Genomic DNA, 16651 nt, shown 5'->3' with positions numbered 1-16651 from the left:
GGAGGAGGATTGTCATGACCAAGTCCAAGATCAGCCGGCGATTGCTGCTTGCCGGCGCGTCGGGCACGCTGATCGCATCCCGCGCCTGGGCGCAGCAACCTGCGGAGGTGAAGATCGGCCTGTTGGTGCCGATCTCCGGCATGTACGCGCGCCCGGGCACCGTGATGCGTCATGGCGCCGAGATGGCGGTCGAACACATCAACGCGCAAGGCGGCATCAAGGCGCTCGGGGGCGCCAAGCTGAAGCTTGTGGTGCTCGATTCCGGCGACTCGACCGAGAAGGCCAAGAACGCGGCCCAGCGCATGGTGGCGCAGGAGAGCGACCTTGTCGCGGCCAGTGGCGCCTATCTCTCCTCCTTCACGCTCGCGGTGACCGAGGTCACCGAGCGCGCCAACCTGCCCGTCCTCACTCTCTCCTACTCCGACCTGATCACGGATCGCGGCTTCAAATACGTGTTCCAGACCTCGGCCACGGCAGGGTCACAGGCGCGTCAGGCGTTGCCGCAGATCATCAAGCTGGCGGAGACGTCATCCGGCAAGCGGCCGAAGACGGTCGCGATCCTCACCGACAACACCGCGGCGTCCATCGCATCCGCAAAGTCGATGCGCGAGGGGTTGCTGGCAGAGAACCAGCTGCAGCTGATCGTCGACGAGACGTTCACGCCACCGCTCGCGGATGCGACGTCGCTGGTGCAGAAGATCCGCTCGGCGAAACCCGATCTGCTCTTCTTCCTGCCGACGGTGATCTCGGACGCCAAGCTGCTGCTCGAGAAGATGAACGAGTTCGGCCTCGGCCAAGGCAAGGTGCCGACGATCTCGTTCGGCATCGCCATCGCCGAGCCGGACATGCTGCAGACCGTGAGCCCCGAACTGCTCCAAGGCGTACTCACTTGCGTCGCCAGCTGGGGCGCCAAGGGCCACGAGGCCCTGATCGCCGAGTTGAAGACCCGCTACAAGGAGCCGTGGATGACGCAGAACGCGATCTCCACCTATGGCGACATGTGGGTGATCAAGGACGCGCTGGAGAAGGCCGGCAAGGCCGACCGCGTCGCCGTCGGCGAGGCGCTGCGCACCATGGATGCGGGCCCCTCGAAATATTACCCGCTGGGCGAGATCAAGTTCGACCAGAAGGGCCGCCGGGTTGGCGCCGGCATGACCATCGTCCAGTGGCAATCCGGCGTACCGGTGACGGTCTTCCCGCCCGAGCTCGCGCTGGCAAAACCGTTCTGGCCGAAGAGCTGACAACGCCCGAACGAGAAACGGAGAGCAGAATGGACAAGGCGACCTACGACCGCGGCCTCGAAATCCGCAAAAGCGTGCTCGGCAACGAGTTCGTTGACAAGGCGATCGCGTCCGCCGACGACTTCAACCGCCCGATGCAGGATCTCACCACCGAGTATTGCTGGGGCTATGTCTGGGGCCGCGAAGGGCTGACACGCAAGACGCGCAGCTTCCTCAATCTGGCGATGCTCTGCGCGCTCAACCGGCCTCATGAGCTGAAGACCCACGTCCGCGGTGCCCTCGCCAACGGCGCGACCAAAGAGGAGATCCGCGAGGTCTTCATGCAGGTCGCGATCTATTGCGGCGTGCCGGCCGGCGTGGACGCGTTCCGCAACGCGAAGGAAGTCTTCGCCGAGCTCGACAGGAAGTAACGGAGCACGGCGGCAATGAAGGGCAAATGGGCGCTCGTGACCGGTGCGACGGCAGGCCTTGGCCTCGCCGTGGCCGAGGGCCTGGCCGGCGCGGGCGCCAACATTGTCCTGCACGATCTCATCGCGCCCAAGCAGGCCGCGGACGACCTCCACGCCCGCTTCGGCGTCGAGGTCATCCCCGCTGCTGCCGACCTAGCCCGGCGCGATGCCATCGAGATCATGATGGCCGAGTTGCTCGGCTGCTGCGGCGCCATCGACATCCTCGTCAACAACGCGGTTGTCAGGCATTTCTCGGCCATCGAGCAGTTTCCGCCCGATCGCTGGGACCAGGCGCTCGCCGTGAATCTATCGGCGCCGTTCCACCTGATCCGCCTGGCGCTGCAGGCGATGAAGCAGCGCGGCTGGGGCCGGATCATCAACATGGGCTCGATCTATTCGAGCCGCGCGGTCGATGACCGCATCGACTACGTCACCACCAAGACTGCAATTCTCGGCCTGACGCGCGCGGTAGCTATCGAGACCGCCCGCAGCGGCATCACCTGCAACACGATCTGTCCAGGCACGCTGCCGACGCCAGCCATCCTGAACAAGATCGCAGCGATGGCGGAGACCAACGGCCGTCCGGTCGATGACGTGACCCGCGACTATCTCGGCGAGCGCCAGCCGACGCAGCGCTTCGTCGAGATAGATGCGGTCGCCGCTATGGTCGTCTTTCTCTGTGGTCCGGCCGCAAACGACATCACCGGCGCCAGCCTGCCCATCGACGGCGGCTGGTCCATCGCATGAGAGCATGAAATGGGAGTGTTGCAATGACTGAAGGATCGGGCCAGACCGTCGTCCTGACCGGCGCCGCCGGCGGCATGGGGCGCGCCATCACCAAGGCGCTGCTGGACAGCGGCCGCCGCGTCGTCCTGGTCGATCGCGACGCCAAGGCTCTTCAGGAGCTCGCGGCGACGGCAGGCAGCGCGGTGTTTCCGATCCAGCTCGACGTCAGCGATGCAAAGGCCGTGGACCGCCTGCCGGAGGCTATCCCGGCGCATTTCAAGCCGGTCGACGTTCTCATCAACAATGCCGGCCACGACATCGGCGGGCGGACGCGTTTCGACGTCGGCTCCGCGGATGACTGGTCCAACATCATCCAGACCAATCTGATCGGGCTGATGCGCGTCACCCGCGCGCTTCTCCCCGACATGGTCCGGCGCGACGCCGGGCATATCGTCAACATCAGCTCCATCAACGCCGTCCGTATAATCCCGGATATGGCCGCTTACAGCACCAGCAAGGCAGGCGTGCACATGTTCACCGAGACCCTCCGGGGCGAGCTGGCGGACACCGCGATCCGGGTCACCGAGCTCCAGCCCGGCCTGACCAGGACCAACATCATCTTGACCCGCTACCGCGGCGACAAGCAGAAGGAAAAGGACTATTTCGACCAGTTCAGGATGGCGCTCGAGCCGGCCGATATCGCCCGCTCGATCGTCTTTGCCCTCGACCAGCCCGCCCACGTTCAAATTGCCGAAATGATGATTCTGCCTGTAAACCGGTATTGAATCATTCCAACCAAGGCCCGGATATGGAAAGACGCCGCGAATTGCAGTCGACACTCCGCATCGATGACGTACCGACCGTCCGAGCGATGGTGGCGCAAAAGCTGCGCGGGGCGATCATGTCCGGCACGCTGAAACCGGGCCAGCGTCTGGTCGAGCGCGAGCTCTGCGAAATGATGGGTGTCAGCCGCCCCTCGATCCGCGAGGCGCTGCGTGCCCTCGAGGCCGACGGACTGGTCAATACGGTCCCTCACCGCGGCCCCGTGGTCTCCACGATCAGCTTGGAAGAGGCCCGGCAGCTGTATGCGGCGCGCGCGGTGCTCGAAGGCTTCGCCGGCCGTGAATGCGCGAGGCTTCACGACCCGGAAGTGGCTCGCCGGATCGGAGAAGCCGTGACGCGGCTGAAGGCAGCCGCAGCCAAGCAGGACCTCGTCGGATGCCTGGAGGCCAAGACCGACTTCTACGCCGCTCTGATCGGTGGCTGCCGCAACGCGTTCATCGAGCGCATGCTCAAGCCGCTGCACGACCGGATCCAGCTGTTGCGGATCACCTCGATGTCGCAGCCGAAGCGGATCAACAAGAGTTTGCGCGAGGTAACCGCCATCTGGCGCGCGATCCAGAACGGCGATGCGGACCTCGCCGAGCGCTGCTGCGTCGACCACATCAATGCGGCTGCGGTGGCCGCGCTCGACATGATCGAAAAATCGTCGGCAGCCAAGGAGGCGGCGCCTTCCGACGACTAAAACATTGCCGCCAGGGAGTGTTCGATGACGTATCTCGTGCGGTCGCTGATCCTGTTTGTCCTACTCTATCCCTGCGGCGCAGCCATTGCGGAAGACTACCCCACCCGCCCGGTCACAATGATAGTGCCGTTCTCAGCCGGCGGACCCGGCGACGTGATCGCACGCATCCTCGGCGGTGCGATGAGCGCAACGCTGAAACAGTCGGTCGTGATCGAAAACGTCGTCGGCGCCGGCGGCACGCTCGGCACCAACCGTGTCGCCAAGGCTGCCCCCGACGGCTACACGCTGCTGCTGATGCATGTCGGCCAGGCCACAGCACCGGCCCTCTACGCCAAGCTGCCGTTCGATCCGGTCGGCGATTTCGCCCCGATCGGGCTCGTGACCGACGTCCCGATGATCCTCGTGGCGCGGCCGAACTTTCCAGCCAAGGATCTCCGCGATCTGGTAGCCACCATTCGCAATGCCGGCGACAAGATCACCTTCGGCAATGTCGGTCTCGGCTCGGCCTCACAGCTCTGCGGCCTGATGTTCATGAGCACCACCGATACCAAGCTCACCCCGATCTACTACAAGGGCGGCGGGCCGGCACTGAACGATGTCATCGCCGGCCATATCGACGTCTATTGCGATCCCGCCACCGGACCGACGCCTTACATCCAGTCGAAGACGATCAAGGGCTACGCCATCACCAGCAAGACGCGTGTTGCGGCACTGCCCGACGTGCCGACCTCGTCCGAGGCCGGTGTTCCCGAATTCAATGTCACGACCTGGTACGGCCTCTACGCGCCACACGGCACGCCGAAGCCCGTCGTCGATCGTCTGGTGAGTTCGCTCCAGACGGCCTTGAAAGATCCGGCCCTTGTCAGCCGCTTTGCCGACCTCAGCATGACCCCAGTCGAGCAAGAGCGCGCCACGCCAGATGCGCTCGAGGCCTTCTTGAGGTCCGAGATTGGCAAGTGGAGACGAATTATCAAGGCCGCTGGAATCGAACCGCAGTAAAGGTCAGCGAACGATGCGGCTAGTCCGGCAAACCGCCCGAGTAGAGGGAAACCGCAATGCAGAATCATGCAAGATCCAATGATCGAGCCATCAGCTTTAAGATTGCACTGAAGAAGCAGCGTCGATCGCCAATGCGCGCGGCCGAGGGAAGCTGCATCCTGCTGCAGCAGAGTTCGTCCAACCCGTCAATACAGGTGAGCCTCCAGCCCACGTTCGACGCAGTCGCACGCGCAACTCTCTAACGGGCTGCTGACATCCTTATGTTCCCGTCTTGATTCTCCGGTCGGCGGGCTCAGCCGGCGAAGAGATCCATCGGATGCCCTGCCGCTTCCTTGCGGCAGGTGCACTCGGCCGCGATTGCGAGCGTGTCGCCATGGGTGACGGAGAACGGACCGTCGCTGGCCGCGACCGGCTTGTCGTTGACAGGCGTGATCGTCAGCGTGAAGACGTCGCTGGCCGTGAGTGCGCCGTCGGTCGCGGTGACCATGATGTCGATGGCGCCGTTGAAATTGAGCGGCGGCGTGCCGGTAAACCTGGCGCCGGTCAGCGTCACCCAGGACGGCAGCGGACTGCCATCCGCCAGCGTCGCCGAATAGGTCAAGGCATTGCCGACATGATCGGCGAGGGCCGGCGCGTTCTCGACGGTACAGCGGGATTTTGGTGGTGGACGCGGGACACGAGCAGCAGCGGACCGTCGTGGCGGTCCAGGCGCAGGCAGTGAAGCTCCATCTGGTCTCGACCTTCCGGATGAACCACCCAACCGATCGTCGACCACATCAGCCTCAGTTCAGGCTGCGTGTGAGCAGCTGCAGCACGATCGCAAACAATTCGCTCTGCGAGGAGATGCCGAGCCGCTGATAGGCGCGCTTGCGATAGGTCAGCGTCGAATGCAAGCTGATGCCTAGCGCCTGCGAGATCGCCTCCGAGCTGAAGCCCACGAGGATGCGCTGGCAGACTTGCTGCTCGCGCGGCGTGAGACTGGCGAGTGGCGCGCGGGTCGCAAACAGTTCGGCAAGAGACCGCTCGGGCGTCGCCCTCTCCTGAAAATGGCGGGCGACGCTCGCGCTGATGGCCGGTGCGATCGCCTGAAGCCGTTCGCGTTGCGCAACGTTGAAGCGGCCCTGGGCGGCGATGCGATAGAAATTGACATAGAAGCAGGTGTCGCCGGCCCAGATCGCGGTGGCGCATTTGTCGACGATGCCGGAATCGTGGAAGAAGATCTTTCGGTAGCGCGTACCGTACATGCGCGGCGCGAACGCGGGCAACATGATGGGCCCGCCGCCCTCGCCGTCGAACAGCACATCGCGATTGGGGTCGGATTCGTGGAACTGGCCGGCATAGGCCGCGCCGAGATCACCGCCGATCGGAATGTTGCCGGCATCGAGCAGGCAGGTCGCGGCGCCGGCGCGTTTCAGCGCGAACACCATGCAATGGCCGACACCGGCGTGGCGGCGCAGCGTGTCGATGAGGATGTTCGGAAAATCGGGGCGACCGATGGCGAGCACTGCGGGCGTGACATCGCCCGCTACCGGAACTGCGGGCACGGCCTGAGACCGCATCGTTTCCTCCGAAAGAACTTGTTCTGCCAGAGGATAGCAGCAAGGGAGTTTCGACGGAAGTCGGAGCGACAAGCGAATTCAAGTCCTCTCCGCAATCTGAGTCAGTTGAGCTCACAGGCGCAGGTCGTAACCGCCATGGCACGGTCAAATGCACAGCACCTGCCGCGTTGCGTTGAGACGTCAAATGCTCCCCGCGAACGGCGCCGGGAGCAAATGTTCCGCTCCGGCGGGAGGAACGATCGCATCAGCCCCGTTTTATCGCTCTGGATTTCAGAGATTTCATCGCCGGTTTGCAGTAACCGGACCGCTATCGGATCGGCAAATGCGCATCCTTCTCGTCGGTGGCACTGGGCTTATTGGATCGGCGATTCGCGCCAGGCTGACCGCCGAGGGGCATGACTGCATCTTGGTGTCGCGCCATGCGACGGCACGCGATCGGCGTCACATCAATCTCGATCTCGCCCGGGCCACTGATGCGTCCACGTGGAAAAATCATCTCGCCGGCGTCGACGCCGTGATCAACGCGGCGGGTGCGCTGCAGGGACAGGACATGCAAGGTGTTCATGTCGCCGGCAGCGCGGCGCTCTACGCGGCCTGCGAAAGCGCGGGTGTCCGTCGGGTCATCCTGTTCTCGGCGATCGGCAGCAATGTCGATGCGCTCAGCGATTATTCGCGCAGCAAGCGGGAGGGCGAAGCCGCCTTGATGGCGCGGGACCTCGATTGGGTGGTGCTGCGGCCTTCGGTCGTGGTCGGCCGCTCCGCCTATGGCGGCAGCGCGCTGTTGCGAGGTCTGGCGGCGCTGCCGATCCTGCCCGTCATGCCCGACACGGCAGCCATTCAACCGGTCCATCTCGACGACGTCGTCGAGACGGTGCTGTTCTTCCTTCGGCCGGACGCTCCCTCCCGGGTCGCGCTCGATCTCGCCGGTCCGGAGCGGATGGACTTCAGCGACGCCGTCGCGCTGTTTCGTTCCTGGCTGCGCTGGCGGCCGGCTTACCGCCTGCGCCTAGCGTCCTGGGCGGCTTCGGCGGCTTATCGCGCCGGCGACATCGCGCAGATGCTGGGGTGGGCAACACCCATCAACTCGACCGCGCAGGCGGAAATGCGGCGCGGCGCGACCGGCGATCCCGGACTGTGGCGTCAGGTCACCGGCCTAAGGCCGCGCGATCTCGGCGCCGCGCTCGCACGTGAGCCCGCCTCCGTGCAGGAACGCTGGTTCGCTCGGCTGTATGCGCTCAAGCCGCTGATCTTCGGCGTCTTCGGCGCGTTCTGGCTCGCCACCGGCATCATCTCACTGAGCGCCGGCTGGAATATCGGCATGTCGTTGCTGCGAGAAGGCGGGCTGCAAGAGAACATCGCGGCGCTCACCGTCACCGCAGGCGCGCTGGCGGACATCGCGATCGGCCTCGCCATTCTCTGGCGACCGCTGAGCCGCTACGGGTTGTGGGCAGCACTGATCATCTCCCTCACCTATGCCGTGATCGGCACCCTTCTGGTGCCGCGTCTGTGGGCCGATCCGCTCGGTCCGATGCTGAAGATCTGGCCGGTGATCATGCTCAACCTGGTGGCAATGGCGATCCGGGAGGATCGTTGATGCTCTATTTCCTCGTGAAGATGCTGCACATCATCGGTGCTGCGGTCCTGCTCGGCACCGGTGCCGGTATCGCCTTCTTCATGCTGGTGGCGCATCTGCGCGGCGATCCGCGCGAGATCGCGGGGGTGGCGCGAACGGTGGTGCTGGCCGACTTCCTGTTCACGGCGAGTGCCGTAATCCTGCAGCCGATCACCGGCACATGGCTCGCCTGGTCGAGCGGGTACTCCCTTGGCGACGGATGGGTTGCTGCGTCCATCGTACTTTATCTGGTGACCGGTGCATTCTGGCTTCCGGTGGTGTGGATGCAGATGCAAATGCGCGATCTTGCCGTTGCAGCGGTCGCGAACCACACCGAGCTGCCTGGCAGGTATCACCAACTCTTCCGCTGGTGGTTTGCCTTCGGATTCCCGGCATTCGCGGCCGTGCTGGTCATCTTCTGGCTGATGATCACCCGCCCGGCCATTCCATACTGGGATTGAAGCCAAGCGCCTCTTGGATTAGGGCCGGAGTTAAAAATGCCCAGGACGAGACGAAATCACGAGGCCCTTAGCTTGGTTCCAGCAAAGGATGGGACGAGACTGAAGCTCGGGGGCAACTGGACCGCGATCGACGTGCCTGAAGGGGGCCGATGGCGGATCAAGCTCTTATTCGCGAGCGCACCTCCCCAGCGCCCCGTCCAGTGAGCAGCCCTCTTTCCAGACAATGACCCGCTTTAGGTCCAAATTTGAGAGGCGAGAATGCGGCTGGCAACCAGGGTTGTGGGCATACTGACGGCTGGGCTGTTCCTCAGCACGATTAATTCAGAGGCGAGGGACGATGGTCGCTATGCAAATTCGAGTCTGAAGCCATGGTTTGAGAGCCTGCGGAGCCAGCGAGGCGAACAATGTTGCTCAGATGCCGATGGCAGAGCTCTTGCAGATGTAGATTGGGAGACCAAGAACGGCCACTATCGCGTTCGCATCGAAGACGAATGGATCGACGTGCCAGATGAAACCGTTATCACGGAGCCAAACAAGTTTGGCCGTGCGATGCTTTGGCCATTCTATCTCGATGGTCATCCGACGGTCCGATGCTTTATGCCGGGCAGTATGACTTAGACCCCGGCACGCGAACGCACATCAGCAATCAGGCGGCATCTTCGCGGAGTGAACTCACCCTATCCCGCCGTCCTCGCCGGCGCGACGTTGATGGCGAGCTTGCCGTAGCGGTCGGTGAAGGCTTGCGTGTCGATCTCTTCCAACTCGATCTCGCCGCTCATCACGCCCCGTTTCCACTCGGCCTGCGCCGGATCGTTCTGAAACTCCGGCATCACCTCGCGGCCGAACAGCTCGAGCGATTCGCAGATATGCTCATGGCTGTTCTTGCCGGCCTGGTTGAGCAGGATGACCTGGTCGATGTGCGAGGACTGGAAGCGTTTCAGCTTCTTGCGGATCGTCTCCGGCGAGCCGATCAGGCCGCCGCGCAACGCCGCCTCCTGCGCCTCGGGATTGTCGCGTTTCCACTTGTTGTACTCGTCCCACATGTTGACGGTGTAGGGCGCGGGCCGCTGGCGGTTCTGCGAGGCGCCGTAGAAGCGCAGCGCGAACTGGAAGAAGGTGGCGCCGTCCGCGCGCGCCCGCGCCTCCTCGTCGGTCTTGGCGCACATGAAGAACGAGACCAGCGCCATGTTGGGGTTGATCTGATAGTCCGCGAGCTTGTGCAGCCGCTTGGTCATCGCGTTGTAATAGGCATGCACCCAGGCGTGGGCGGCGTCGGCGCTGACGAACTGAAAGCCGAGCGCGCCGAAGCCGTGGCGGCCGGCGCGTTCGATTGTCGGCAGCTGCGAGCAGGCCATCCACAGCGGCGGGTGCGGCTTCTGCACCGGCTTGGGCACGACGTTGCGCAAGGGGATGTCGAAATACTTGCCGTGGTGCTCGCTGCCGGCGTCCTTGAACATCGGGAAGATCGCGGCAACGGCCTCCTCGAACACCTCCTTCTTGGTCTCCATGTCGCGGCCGAACGGCGTCAGCTCGGTGATGGACGCGCTCTCGCCCATGCCGAACTCGCAACGGCCGTTCGAGAGCAGATCGAGCACGGCAACGCGCTCGGCGATGCGCGCCGGATGGTTGGTGGTGAGCTGGAGGATGCCGTGGCCGAGCCGGATGTTCCTGGTGCGCTGGCTCGCCGCGGCGAGAAAGGATTCCGGCGAAGGCGAGTGCGAATATTCCTCGAGGAAGTGATGCTCGACCACCCAGGCATGGTCGTAGCCGAGCCTGTCGGCGAGCTCCATCTGCGTCAGCGCGTTCTGATAGAGCCTGAGCTCGTCGCCGCTCACCCAGGGCCGCGGCAATTGCAGCTCGTAGAAGATGCCGAACTTCATGGCGTCGCTCTCCCGCTACTGTCTTGTTGTTGCGGGCATTGTATTGAGCGAGGCGGTCCTGTCCACCACGGCCGTCAATTCCGCGGCGTGGAAGGACAGGGATCGCGCGCCGGGGCGCGGCCTCAGATCAGGTGCAGACGCTCGGTGCCGATCTTGGGCTGGCCGAGCAGAGCCGCAAGCGCCGCGATCGCGTCCTGGTGCGGCTCCGGCATTGCCACGACCGTCCTGAAGTATTCGCCGCAGAAATCGGTCCAGGCCTCGAGGTTGCTGCGGGGAACGCCGATCACCAGGCTCTTGCCGGACTCGATGCAATGGGCAATCAGGTCGCGCAAGCCACCGCCTTCCGCCTCGGCCTTGCCGAACTTGTTGAGAAAGACGATCTCAGCGTGGGCGAGCTGGGCTTCGACCAATTGCGCCGCTTCGAGCAGGCGCGGCGTGGAGAGACGGCAGGAGGTCGCGCCGGCGCCGAGATCCTCCGAGATCGAGATCGACCGGCCGGTGGCGAGCTCGTGCAGAACCATGTCGCAGCGTGTGCGTCCCGGCTGGGGCACGTCCTCCTGGATCAGGCCGGCCAGGCTCCTGCCCGAGCGGCGAAGCTCGGCGACGAGACCTGTGAACCAACGGTTCACGGCGGGACCCGAGTCATAGACCAGGGCAACGCTGAGCGCGGCGGAAGGCCTTGCCGCGCTGTCCGCCGTATCGCGGGATTGCTGAAGCATGTCCATCACCTCGCCGCCTTTGCCTTGGCGACGTCGGCATCCTGCAGGAAGTCAATCATCCGCTGCATGGGGCTGACCTCGTCGATATGGTCGAGCATGTCGCGATACCCCTCCTGCGCCTTGGGCGGCAGCTTATGCGCGATGCCCTGATGGCAATCGATGCAGGTCTTGCCTTGCGCGAACGCGGTCTGGTGCAGCTTGGAGGCGCGCGGCTCCTGGACCGCATATTCCATGTGATCGAACTTGTGGCAGTTGCGGCACTCTCGCGAGTCGGTGGTCTTCATGGCGCGCCAGACGTTCTTGGCAAGGTCGATACGGTGCGCGTTGAACTTCTCGGGCGTGTCGATGGTGCCGAGGATCTTGTGCAGCACCTCGTTCGAGGCCTGGATCTTGCGGACCACCTTATGTCCCCATTCCTTCGGCACGTGGCAATCCGGACAGCTGGCGCGGACGCCGGTGCGGTTGGAATAGTGCACGGTGTTGCGATACTCGAGATAGACGTTCTCCTTCATCTCGTGGCAGGAGATGCAGAACTGTTCAGTGTTCGTCATCTCCATCGCCCAGTTGAAGCCGCCCCAGAACAGCACGCCGGCGCCGAATCCGACGACGACGATCAGTCCCCAAGCATAGCGCGCGGTCGGCGAGAAGAACCATCGCCATAGTCGCTTCAGGCGACCCGGCCGCTCGGCTGCCATGGCGGCAGAAGTGCTGGTGTCCTGCATGTCCCCCTCACTTCGCCTGTGTCGCGTTCTTGAAGATGTTGCCGACCAGCGGCTTCGCATCGGCCTGCGGCACGTGGCATTGCTGGCAGAAATAGCGCGTGCCCGCGACCTTATCGAGCCGCACGCCCTGGCGGTCGACGTAGTGCGTCTCGGAGATCTTCGGCGCGTTCACGCGCGTGTTGCCGGGCCAGTCGTGGCAGCCCATGCACGCGTTGTTCTCCGTGGTGATCTGGTAGCCGTCGACCTTGTGAGGGATCAGCGGCGGCTGCTGGCGATAGGCGCGCTCGAAGCCGCTCGCCGGCACCGATTGCTTCGTCACCTCGGGCGGCGGCGACATCTCGGTCAACGGCGCCTCGCGCAGCGCCTTGTGCTGCCTGGCCTCCTGCGCCAGCGGCCCCGACGCCGCGAACGGGACGACAAGCGCGACGGTCACGGCCGCCGCCGCAATCAACGGAATCAGTCGAACAAACGTCATGGGAGGTCCCTTTCAAGGACGGCCGGCTGGGAAGAGACGACGCGTGCCATTGGCGATGGCGCGGTCATGGAGGGGTCGGGACGCACCGCATGGCGGCCGCGCAGACCGAGATGGAAGACCTGCTTGGAGCAGACGTCGATGCAGGCGCCGCAGACCGTGCAGTCGCCCGCGGTGATGACAGGCGTGGCGCCGCTCCGCTCGCCCCTGAGCGCGGGGCTGATGACGTGCGGCTCCGGGCAGACCGCGAAGCAGTCCATGCAGTCGTTGCAGGCGGCGCGGTTGTCGGCGGTGACGCGCAGCAGCGCGACCTTGCCGATCTGGCCGTAGAAGGCGCCGACCGGGCAGAGATGGCCGCACCAGCCGTGCCTGGCGACCAGGAGGTCGAACACGAAGATCGCCGCGGTGCCGCCGGCGCCGAACCAGAGGCCGAACACCAGCGCGCGATGCAGCGCCGTCACCGGGTTGATCAGCTCCCAGGCGATCGAGCCCGACAGCACTGCTGCCGCGAGCACCGCGCCGACGAAATAGAGCCTGAGCTCCGGACGGATTTTGGCGGTGAAGGTGATGTTGAGCCGCCGCCGCAGCCAGGCTGCGAGATCGGTCGCCGGATTGATCGGGCAGACCCACGAGCAATAGGTCCGGCCGCCGAACAGGAGATACGCGGCGAGCACGATGACCGCGCCGATCAGCGACAGACCCTCGGGCCAATGGCGCGCCGCGAGCGACTGCAGCAGGACGAACGGATCGGTCAGCGGCAGCACGCCGAGTGTCATGGACGAAGCCAGCGTACCCTTGGCGATCCAGACGCCCAGAAGCGGCCCCGACAGGAACAGCGCGAGGAAGAGCAGCTGGCTGGTCCGGCGCAACACCAGAAACCGCGAGGCAGCCCACAGCCCCTTCTGCGCCCGCGCTTCGACATAGGGCCTGGCGTTCGCGGTCATGGCGTGCCCCCCTCGGGTCTGCGCACCGGCAGCTTGAGCGGCGCGTCGACCAGGGCTCCGCCAGCCCTGGTCTTCTCTTCCCAGCCGCGCTTGTAATGCTCGTCCTGCTTCAGCGCGGCGACCTCGATCGGCAGCACCTTGATCGCGGACTCGGTCAGCACGCAGGACTTCTCGCACTTGCCGCAGCCGGTGCAGTGCTCGGCGTGGACGACGGGCTCGAAGATCGCATGCTTGGTGGTGCGGGCATTGTGGGAGACTTCGAGCGTGATCGCCTTGTCGATGGCCGGACAGACCCGATAGCAGACGTCGCAGCGCAACCCCTGCAGATTGAGGCAGGTCTCGCGGCTGGTGATCACCGCGACGCCCATCTTGGCCTTGGCGATGTCCGTCAGCGCATGCTGCAGGGCGCCGGTCGGGCAGGCCTTGACGCACGGAATGGTGTCGCACATTTCGCAGGGAACGTTGCGCGCCTGGAAGAATGGCGTGCCCAAGGCGGGGCCGTCGGCCCAGTCCGCAAGCTTCAGGGTGTCGTAGGGACAGTCGCGGACGCAAAGGCCGCAACGGACGCAGGCCGCCAGGAAATCCTTCTCGGGCAACGCGCCCGGAGGCCGTAGCGCCTGCGCGGGCTTGGCCCGCGAGGACACGCCGAACGCCGTCAGCATCGTCGCGGCGACGGCTGCGCCGCCGCCGAAACGCGTCATATCCTGCAGCGCCTTGCGGCGGCGCGGATCGCGCGGGATGCCTGAGCTGGAATCCGACATGGCTCGTCCATCAGGCCGACGTCACGCGGCAGGCGCACTTCTTGAAGTCGGTCTCCTTCGAGATCGGACAGGTCGCATCGAGCGTGAGCTGGTTGGCGAGCTGGCTTTCGTCGAAGAACGGGAAGTAGACGAGGCCGCGCGGGGGCTTGTTGCGGCCCTTGGTCTCGACCCGCGTCACCACCTCGCCGCGGCGGGTCTGGATCTTCACCGGCTGTCCGCGCAGCAGCTTGCGCTCGGCGGCATCATCCGGATGCATGAACAATGTCGCGGCCGGCACGGCACGATGCAGCTCAGGCACGCGGCGCGTCATCGAGCCGGAATGCCAGTGCTCCAGCACACGGCCGGTGCACAGCCACAGATCGAACTCCTTGTCCGGCGTTTCGGCCGCCGGCTCGAACGGACAGAAGATGATGCGCGCCTTCTTGTCCGGCTTGCCGTAGAACGAGACACCCTCGCCCGGCTTGACGTAGGGATCGTAGCCCTCGCGGAAGCGCCAGAGCGTCTCCTTGTTGTTGACGACGGGCCAGCGCAGGCCGCGCGCCTGGTGATATTGCTCGAAGTCCGCCAGATCGTGGCCGTGGCCGCGGCCGAACTTGGCATACTCCTCGAACAGGCCCTTCTGCACGTAGAAGCCGAACGCCGCGCTCTCGGAATTGTCAAAGCCCTTCTGGCATTCGGTGATCGCAAACTTGTTCACCTCGCCGTTGGCGTAGAGCACGTCGAACAGGGTCTTGCCGCGCAGCTCCGGCTTCTTGGCGATCAACTCCTCCGGCCAGACCTCCTCGATCTTGAAGTACTTGGAGAACTCCATCAGCTGCCAGAGGTCCGAGCGCGCCTCGCCGGGCGCCTTGACCTGCTGGCGCCAGAACTGGGTACGCCGCTCGGCATTGCCATAGGCGCCCTCCTTCTCCATCCACATCGCCGTCGGCAGTATGAGGTCCGCGGCCAGCGTCGTCACTGTCGGATAGGGATCGGAGACGACGACGAAGGCAGCCGGATTGCGATAGCCGGGATAGCCCTCCTCGTTCATGTTCGGGGCCGTCTGCATGTTGTTGTTGCACTGGACCCAATAGGCGTTCAGCTTGCCGTCCCTCAGCATCCGGTTCTGCAGCACGGCATGATAGCCGACGTTGCCGGGGATGGTGCCTTCGGGCACCTGCCACAGCTTCTCGGTCGCTTCGCGATGCTTCGGGTTGGTGACGACCATGTCGGCCGGCAGGCGATGGGAGAACGTGCCGACCTCGCGGGCGGTGCCGCAGGCAGAAGGCTGGCCGGTCAGCGAGAACGGGCCGCTGCCCGGCTCGGAGATCTTTCCCGTCAACAGGTGCACGTTGTAGATCATGTTGTTGACCCACGTACCGCGCGCGTGCTGGTTGAAGCCCATCGTCCAGTAGGAGATGATCTTCTTCTTGGGGTCGGCGTAGAGCTTGGCGAGCCGCTCGAGATCTCCTTCGGCACGCCGGATGCCTTGTGGGCGTAGTCGAGCGTGTAGGGCTCGAGCAGCTTCTTGTATTCCTCGAAGCCGATCTTGTCCTTGAAGCCGGCCGGATCGAGCGCGCCGTCCTTGCCGGCCTTGTGCGAGGCGTTGACCGCCTTGACCTCGAGCGTATGCGTCGGCCGCAAGCCGTAGCCGATGTCGGTCACCGTCGAGGCGAACTCGACGTGCTTCTCGACGAAGTCCTTGTTCATCGCGCCGGAATTGACGATGTAATTCTGAATGTAGTTGAGGATCGCCATATCGCTCTGCGGCGTGAACACCAGCGGATTGTCGGCGAGCTCGAACGAGCGGTGCTCGAAGGTGGAGAGCACGTGAACTTCACAGCCCTCATGCGTCAGGCGGCGGTCGGTGAGGCGCGACCACAGGATCGGGTGCATCTCCGCCATGTTCGAGCCCCAGAGCACGAACGCATCGGTCTGCTCGATGTCGTCGTAGCAGCCCATCGGCTCGTCGATGCCGAAGGTGCGCATGAAGCCCGCGACCGCCGATGCCATGCAGTGACGCGCATTCGGGTCGAGGTTGTTGCTGCGGAAGCCGGCCTTGTACAGCTTGGCGGCGGCGTAGCCTTCCCAGATGGTCCACTGGCCCGAGCCGAACATGCCGACGGTCGACGGACCGCCCGCCTTCAGCGCCGCCTTCCATTTCTCGGCCATCAGCTTGAAGGCATCGTCCCAGGAGATCGGCGCGAACTCGCCGTTCTTGTCGAACTTGCCGTTCTTCATGCGCAGCATCGGCTGGGTCAGCCGGTCCTCGCCGTACATGATCTTGGACAGGAAGTAGCCCTTGATGCAGTTGAGGCCGCGATTGACCGGCGCATCGGGATCGCCCTGGGTCGCCACGACCTTGCCGTTCTTGGTGCCGACGATCACGCCGCAGCCGGTGCCGCAGAAGCGGCACACGCCCTTGTCCCAGCGGATGCCGTCGGTCTTGCCAGGCTGCGCGCTCGCCGCCTCCGGCAGCGTCACGCCGATGGTCGAGGCCGCAGCAACCGCTGCCGCCGCCTTCAGCGCATCGCGGCGCGTCGCCGTAGCTTCGTTCCCGTTCGTCAGTTTCGTACCCATCGTCGGTCTCTCCGGCTCAACG

The 16651-nt window shown here is 64.7% G+C and carries 17 protein-coding genes and 1 pseudogene; 9 read left to right on the top strand and 9 right to left on the bottom strand.

All coding sequences use genetic code 11. From position 1 onward, the window contains the following. Positions 1-14 precede the first annotated feature (14 nt). From ACETMP_RS29375 to ACETMP_RS29350, 6 genes are read left to right on the top strand one after another with little or no spacing between them, the layout of a single operon-like run. Positions 15-1241: an ABC transporter substrate-binding protein gene (locus ACETMP_RS29375; protein WP_375158858.1), complete on the top strand. Its 1227-nt coding sequence runs from the start codon at positions 15-17 to the stop codon at positions 1239-1241. Between the two features lie 29 nt (positions 1242-1270). Next, positions 1271-1651, top strand: coding sequence for a carboxymuconolactone decarboxylase family protein (locus ACETMP_RS29370; RefSeq protein ID WP_375158857.1), 381 nt, complete (start codon positions 1271-1273; stop codon positions 1649-1651). A 15-nt stretch (positions 1652-1666) separates the two neighbouring features. Beyond that, a complete protein-coding gene (locus ACETMP_RS29365) occupies positions 1667-2437 on the top strand; it encodes an SDR family oxidoreductase (RefSeq protein ID WP_375158856.1) in 771 nt (256 codons plus the stop codon). 23 nt (positions 2438-2460) lie between these two features. Next, complete coding sequence (locus tag ACETMP_RS29360; protein ID WP_375158855.1) at positions 2461-3201, top strand: SDR family oxidoreductase; 741 nt, start codon at positions 2461-2463, stop codon at positions 3199-3201. A gap of 23 nt (positions 3202-3224) precedes the next feature. Beyond that, positions 3225-3941, top strand: a complete 717-nt coding sequence (locus ACETMP_RS29355) for a GntR family transcriptional regulator (protein ID WP_375158854.1) — start codon at positions 3225-3227, stop codon at positions 3939-3941. Between the two features lie 24 nt (positions 3942-3965). Then, positions 3966-4940 carry a tripartite tricarboxylate transporter substrate-binding protein gene (locus tag ACETMP_RS29350; RefSeq protein WP_375158853.1) on the top strand — a complete coding sequence of 325 codons (975 nt, stop codon included), beginning with the start codon at positions 3966-3968 and terminating at the stop codon, positions 4938-4940. 292 nt (positions 4941-5232) lie between these two features. Here ACETMP_RS29350 and ACETMP_RS29345 read toward each other — a convergent pair whose 3' ends face one another. Then, a complete protein-coding gene (locus tag ACETMP_RS29345) occupies positions 5233-5715 on the bottom strand; it encodes a putative Ig domain-containing protein (RefSeq protein WP_375158852.1) in 483 nt (160 codons plus the stop codon). A gap of 7 nt (positions 5716-5722) precedes the next feature. Further along, a complete protein-coding gene (locus ACETMP_RS29340; RefSeq protein ID WP_375158851.1) occupies positions 5723-6499 on the bottom strand; it encodes a helix-turn-helix transcriptional regulator in 777 nt (258 codons plus the stop codon). A 322-nt stretch (positions 6500-6821) separates the two neighbouring features. On the opposite strand from ACETMP_RS29340, the gene ACETMP_RS29335 reads away from it, so the two are divergent. The 3 genes from ACETMP_RS29335 (at position 6822) to ACETMP_RS29325 (ending at position 9190) form a co-directional block, all read left to right on the top strand. Beyond that, positions 6822-8093: an SDR family oxidoreductase gene (locus ACETMP_RS29335; RefSeq protein ID WP_375158850.1), complete on the top strand. Its 1272-nt coding sequence runs from the start codon at positions 6822-6824 to the stop codon at positions 8091-8093. Next, the gene (locus ACETMP_RS29330) at positions 8093-8572 is read left to right on the top strand and encodes a DUF2269 family protein (protein ID WP_375158849.1); all 480 of its coding nucleotides are present in this window, start codon (positions 8093-8095) and stop codon (positions 8570-8572) included. Before ACETMP_RS29335 ends, ACETMP_RS29330 begins: the two co-directional genes overlap by 1 nt. A 258-nt stretch (positions 8573-8830) precedes the next feature. Beyond that, complete coding sequence (locus ACETMP_RS29325) at positions 8831-9190, top strand: hypothetical protein (protein WP_375158848.1); 360 nt, start codon at positions 8831-8833, stop codon at positions 9188-9190. A gap of 59 nt (positions 9191-9249) precedes the next feature. On the opposite strand, the gene ACETMP_RS29320 is transcribed toward ACETMP_RS29325, so the two are convergent. The 7 genes and pseudogenes from ACETMP_RS29320 to napA form a co-directional block, all read right to left on the bottom strand. Continuing rightward, a complete protein-coding gene (locus ACETMP_RS29320; protein ID WP_375158847.1) occupies positions 9250-10452 on the bottom strand; it encodes an LLM class flavin-dependent oxidoreductase in 1203 nt (400 codons plus the stop codon). 122 nt (positions 10453-10574) lie between these two features. Beyond that, positions 10575-11171 carry a DUF2478 domain-containing protein gene (locus ACETMP_RS29315; protein WP_375158846.1) on the bottom strand — a complete coding sequence of 199 codons (597 nt, stop codon included), beginning with the start codon at positions 11169-11171 and terminating at the stop codon, positions 10575-10577. 5 nt (positions 11172-11176) lie between these two features. After that, positions 11177-11893 (bottom strand): NapC/NirT family cytochrome c, encoded by a 717-nt coding sequence (locus ACETMP_RS29310; protein ID WP_063831455.1) that lies wholly within the window; start codon positions 11891-11893, stop codon positions 11177-11179. Positions 11894-11900: 7 nt separating this feature from the next. Continuing rightward, entirely contained in the window at positions 11901-12368 is a 468-nt protein-coding gene (locus tag ACETMP_RS29305) for a nitrate reductase cytochrome c-type subunit (protein ID WP_375158845.1), read from the bottom strand. Then, positions 12365-13309, bottom strand: coding sequence for a quinol dehydrogenase ferredoxin subunit NapH (napH, locus tag ACETMP_RS29300; RefSeq protein ID WP_375158844.1), 945 nt, complete (start codon positions 13307-13309; stop codon positions 12365-12367). Before napH ends, ACETMP_RS29305 begins: the two co-directional genes overlap by 4 nt. Further along, on the bottom strand, positions 13306-14070 hold the full coding sequence (gene napG / locus ACETMP_RS29295) for a ferredoxin-type protein NapG (protein ID WP_375158843.1): 765 nt from the start codon (positions 14068-14070) through the stop codon (positions 13306-13308). Before napG ends, napH begins: the two co-directional genes overlap by 4 nt. 10 nt (positions 14071-14080) lie before the next feature. Continuing rightward, positions 14081-16629, bottom strand: a pseudogene (gene napA / locus ACETMP_RS29290) (nitrate reductase catalytic subunit NapA). Between the last annotated feature and the right edge of the window lie 22 nt (positions 16630-16651).

Source organism: Bradyrhizobium dasycarpum (assembly GCF_042019905.1).
Classification (GTDB): Bacteria; Pseudomonadota; Alphaproteobacteria; order Rhizobiales; family Xanthobacteraceae; genus Bradyrhizobium; species Bradyrhizobium japonicum_B.
Note: the sequence above shows the minus strand (reverse complement) of the source record. Positions and strands in the feature narration are given on the sequence as shown.